Origin of the sequence: Spirillospora sp. NPDC049652 (assembly GCF_040675125.1) — a bacterium.
Classification (GTDB): Bacteria; Actinomycetota; Actinomycetes; order Streptosporangiales; family Streptosporangiaceae; genus Spirillospora.
Genome location: NZ_JBFAOF010001216.1, coordinates 1 through 1840, shown reverse-complemented (window position 1 = coordinate 1840; position 1840 = coordinate 1). Strand labels below are relative to the sequence as shown.

General features: G+C 77.1%; 3 protein-coding genes. All 3 read right to left on the bottom strand.

Features of this window, described 5'->3' with window-relative positions:
* A partial coding sequence (locus AB0J52_RS38705) for a DUF5682 family protein (RefSeq protein ID WP_500188025.1) occupies positions 1–188 on the bottom strand: 188 nt, incomplete at its 3' end.
* A gap of 71 nt (positions 189–259) precedes the next feature.
* Positions 260–1291: an ATP-binding protein gene (locus AB0J52_RS38700; RefSeq protein ID WP_500188024.1), complete on the bottom strand. Its 1032-nt coding sequence runs from the start codon at positions 1289–1291 to the stop codon at positions 260–262.
* Positions 1292–1452: 161 nt separating this feature from the next.
* The coding region (locus AB0J52_RS38695; RefSeq protein WP_500188022.1) for a DUF5691 domain-containing protein at positions 1453–1840 on the bottom strand (388 nt) is incomplete at its 5' end.

Here is a 1840-nt window from a genome sequence, read left to right as displayed (position 1 = left end):
GCCAGCAGCGCCACCGGCGGAACCATGCCGGGGTCCGCGGCGAGGTCGACGATCGCGTCCGCCTCCGGCGGGCCCTCGACCAGCACCGCGTCCGGCTTGAAGTCCTCCAGCGCGCGCCGGACGGCCCGCGCCGACCCGGGGCCGTGGTGCCGGATCCCGAACACCTCGACCCGCGCCGAGCCCGCCACGGCGACTCCCGTAGCGACTCCGGCGGCGGCCTCCGCCGGGGTGCCCGCTGGCGGGACCCCGGTGACGTCGGTCAAGAGACCTCCCGGCAGGCGCGGTAGAAGTCGGCCCAGTCCGGGCGGTCGCGGACGACCGTCTCCAGGTACTCCTGCCAGACGACGCGGTCGGACGCCGGGTCCTGGACGACCGCGCCGACGAGGCCGCCCGCGACGTCCGGGGCGCGCAGGACGCCGTCGCCGAAGTGCGCGGCGAGCGCGAGGCCGCTGGTCACGACCGAGATCGCCTCGGCGGTGCTGAGCGTGCCCGACGGCGACTTCAGCCGCGTCCGGCCGTCGCCGGTGACGCCCGCGCGCAGCTCCCGGAACACCGTGACGACGCGGCGGATCTCCTCCAGCCCGGCGGGGGCCTCGGGCAGCTCCAGGGCGCGGCCGAGCTGCGCGACCCGGCGCGCGACGATCTCCACCTCGTCCGCCTCGGACTCCGGCAGCGGCAGGACGACCGTGTTGAACCGGCGGCGCAGCGCCGACGACAGCTCGTTGACGCCGCGGTCGCGGTCGTTCGCCGTCGCGATCACCGTGAACCCGCGCCGCGCCTGCACCTCGGTGTTCAGCTCCGGCACGGGCAGCGTCTTCTCCGACAGCAGGGTGATGAGGGTGTCCTGGACGTCGCCGGGCATGCGGGTCAGCTCCTCGACGCGCGCGACCATGCCGTGCCGCATCGCGCGCATGAGCGGGCTCTCGACCAGCGCCCGCTCGGACGGCCCCTCGGCGAGCAGCCGCGCGTAGTTCCAGCCGTACCGGACGGCCTCCTCGGGCGTCCCGGCGGTGCCCTGCACCAGCAGCGTCGAGTCGCCCGAGACCGCCGCCGCCAGGTGCTCCGACATCCAGGTCTTGGCGGTGCCCGGGACGCCGAGCAGCAGCAGCGCCCGGTCGGTCGCGAGCGTCGCGACCGCGACCTCGACCAGGCGGCGCGGCCCGATGTACTTGGGGGTGATCTCGGTGCCGTCCGGCAGCTCGCCGCCGAGCAGGTAGGTGGTCACCGCCCACGGCGACAGCCGCCAGCCGGGCGGGCGCGGCCGGTCGTCGTGCCCGGCCAGCAGGGCCAGCTCGTGCGCGTACTGCTGCTCGGCGTGCGGCCGGAGGACGTCACCCGGACCGGAGCCGGAGGCGCTCGCGGGGCCGGGGGCGTCCGCGGATCCGGAGGGGGGCGCGGATCCGGAGGGGGGCGCGGGATCGGAGTCGGGGACGGTCCCGGAGTCGGGCACGGTCACGGATGGAGCTCCTTCAGCATCTCGGCACGGAACCGGAGGGTCTCGGTGAGTTCGGTGAGGACGGCCCCCGCCACCCCGCCCGGGCCGGCGGCCAGGTGGCGCGCCGCCAGCCCCTCCACGCGGGGCGCGAACGCGGGGGACAGGCGCTGGTCGGCGAGGCGGCAGAGCTGGGTCAGGGTGTGCTCGTGCCGGTGCGTCTGCCGGTCGGCGGCGTTCGCGAGCGTCGCCACGACCGCGTCGGCGAGCTCGCCCGTCCACGGGCCGGGGACGCGTTCGAGGACGCGCGGCAGCTCCGGCCCGCCCGCGACCCAGCGGATCAGCCCGGCGGCCGCGCCCTCGCGCTCGGCGTCCGGCAGGACGGTCAGCAGGTCGGCCAGGGCGTCG